Source organism: Ottowia thiooxydans DSM 14619 (assembly GCF_000422885.1).
Lineage (GTDB): Bacteria > Pseudomonadota > Gammaproteobacteria > Burkholderiales > Burkholderiaceae_C > Ottowia > Ottowia thiooxydans.
In genome coordinates this window covers 1-2,635 of the sequence record NZ_AUGX01000081.1, presented here as the reverse complement: position 1 = coordinate 2,635, position 2,635 = coordinate 1, and the positions used below count along the sequence as shown (strand labels likewise).

Below are 2,635 nucleotides of genomic sequence, written 5' to 3'. Positions count from 1 at the left end.
TGTTGATTTCCACGTAATTCTGACCCCGCTGGACTGAGTTTTTTCATCCAACTTTGACCCCTTGAGTAACGTCTCCTGCTTGTTTTTTGAGCAGGAGGGAATCAAGGAGTGATCAACGTGGGAACACTGGCAAAGATCCGCAGGATGCACCTGCGCGACGGCCTTCCAATTAAAGAGATCGAGCGGCGCACGGGCCTGGCAAGGAACACCATCAAGGCCTGGCTGCGCAAGGGCGAGATGGTCGAGCCCAAGTACCCCCAGCGGGTCAACCAGACCAAGCTCGACGGCTATACCGAAACGCTGGCAACCTGGCTCAAGGCCGACCTGCACCGCGGCAAACGCGATCGCCGCACCATCAAGGCTTTGTACGAAGGCTTGGTCGAGCAGGGCTACACCGGCGGCTACGGCCGGGTGGCTGCCTTTGCCCGGCGCTGGCGAGCCGAGCAGTCGGGCAAGGTCGGCAAGGGTGCTTTCGTGCCGCTGAAGTTCGCCCTGGGCGATGCCTTCCAGTTCGACTGGAGCACCGAGTACGCCTGGGTGGGCGGGCTGCGCCGGCGTCTGGAGGTGGCCCACACCAAGCTGTGCGGCAGCCGCGCCTTCTGGCTGGTGGCCTATCCGAGCCAGAGCCACGAGATGCTGTTTGATGCCCATGCCCGGGCGTTTGCCGCCTTCGGTGGTGTGCCCCAGCGGGGCATCTACGACAACATGAAGACCGCTGTGGACAAGGTTGGCGCCGGCAAGAAACGCGCGGTCAACGCCCGCTTTGAAGCCATGACCGGCCACTACCTGTTCGAGCCCGAGTTCTGCAACGTCGCCAGCGGCTGGGAGAAGGGCATCGTCGAGAAGAACGTGCGCGACCGGCGCATCAGCATCTGGCACAAGGCGACCAAGCAGCGCTGGCCCAACATGCAGGCACTCAATACGTGGCTGGAGGGCGAGTGCCGCGCTGCCTGGGCCGAACTCAACCACCCTGAGTGGCCGACTCTGAAGGTGGCCGACGTGCTGCAGGATGAGCAGCAGCGCCTGATGCCAAACCCCCGGCCGTTTGACGGCTACATCGAGGTGCTGGCGCGCGTCTCCAGCACGGCGCTGGTGCACCTTCAGCGCAACCGCTACAGCGTGCCCACCGAGCACGCCCACGAGGTGGTCAGCCTGCGCCTGTATCCCGAACGCATTGATGTCGTGGCCGAGAACGCCCGCATCGCCAGCCATGCGCGCAGCTTCGAGCGCAGCCAGACCTTCTACGACTGGCGCCACTACGTCAGCCTGATCGAGCGCAAGCCCGGTGCGCTGCGCAACGGTGCGCCCTTTGAGACGTTGCCCGAGCCGCTGAAGAAGCTGCAGGCCATCCTGTTGCGCCACGAGGGCGGCGACCGGGTGATGGCCCAGGTGCTGGCGGCCGTGCCGGTGCACGGTCTGGAGCCGGTGCTGGTGGCCGCCGAGTTGGCGCTCGAGAGTGGCAAACCCAGCGGCGAGCACGTGCTCAACGTGCTCGCACGCCTGAAGGCTGGCAGCCAGGCAGAGGTGGCGGCGGCCAGAACGCCGCTGACGCTGACGGTGCAGCCGCAAGCCAACGTACAGCGCTACGACCGGCTTCGCTCGGTTGGCGGTGATGATGCACAGGGAGCGCGCGCATGAGCCAGGAGATCATCGGCTCCCTCAAGGCCCTGAAGCTGCACGGCATGGCCGCCAACTACCCCGAGGTGGCGGCGCAGGCACGGCACACCGACTTCAGCCCGGAGGCCTTCCTGAGTCAGCTGCTGAGGGCCGAGCAGGCCGAGCGTTCGGTGCGTTCCATGGCGTACCAGATGGGCGCAGCCCGCTTCCCCGCCCACCGTGACCTGGCCGGCTTCGAGTTCAGCCAGGCCAGTGTGGACGAGGCACTGGTGCGCACGCTGCATGGCGGCGCGTTCATCGAGGCCGCGCACAACGTGGTGCTCATCGGCGGTCCGGGCACCGGCAAGACCCACCTGGCCACGGCCATCGGGATCGAAGCGATCCAGCGGCACGGCAAGCGGGTGCGCTTCTTCTCGACCGTGGAGCTGGTCAACGCGCTGGAGCTGGAGAAGAGCCAGGGCAAGGCTGGACAGCTGGCCCACCGGCTGGTCTACATGGACCTGGTCATCCTCGATGAACTGGGTTACCTCCCGTTCAGCCAGGCCGGAGGAGCGCTGCTGTTCCACCTGCTCTCCAAGCTCTACGAGCGCACCAGCGTGCTGATCACCACCAACCTCAGCTTCGGGGAATGGAGCCAGGTCTTTGGCGACGCCAAGATGACCACGGCGCTCCTCGATCGCCTCACCCACCATTGCCACATTGTGGAGACCGGCAATGAGAGCTGGCGGTTCAAGCACTCCAGCGCAGCACCCAAGACCGTTCAGAAAAGGCGGCCCAGGACGGCCTCACTGGAGGTCACTGAGAAAGGAGAAACGAACGCACCAACAGTAGACTTATCCACAGACGCGTAGTCCGGCTACGCCCCAAAAGGTGGGGTCAACATTGGATGAAAAACCGGGGTCAGGATTGCGCGGAAATCAACAATCACCAACAAGTAGCCTGCACGGTCCTTGGATTCCAGTGGATGAGCGAGCACCAGCGCCGCTCACTGGTACGTGAACTGCGCGACGAAGTGGCG

2 protein-coding genes are annotated in these 2,635 nt (G+C 64.6%); both read left to right on the top strand.

Features of this window, described 5'->3' with window-relative positions:
- Positions 1-117: 117 nt before the first annotated feature.
- Entirely contained in the window at positions 118-1,638 is a 1,521-nt protein-coding gene (istA, locus tag G518_RS0126335) for an IS21 family transposase (protein ID WP_028605033.1), read from the top strand.
- Positions 1,635-2,468, top strand: coding sequence for an IS21-like element helper ATPase IstB (gene istB / locus G518_RS0126330; protein ID WP_028605032.1), 834 nt, complete (start codon positions 1,635-1,637; stop codon positions 2,466-2,468). The genes istA and istB overlap by 4 nt, the downstream gene beginning before the upstream one ends.
- Positions 2,469-2,635: the final 167 nt, after the last annotated feature.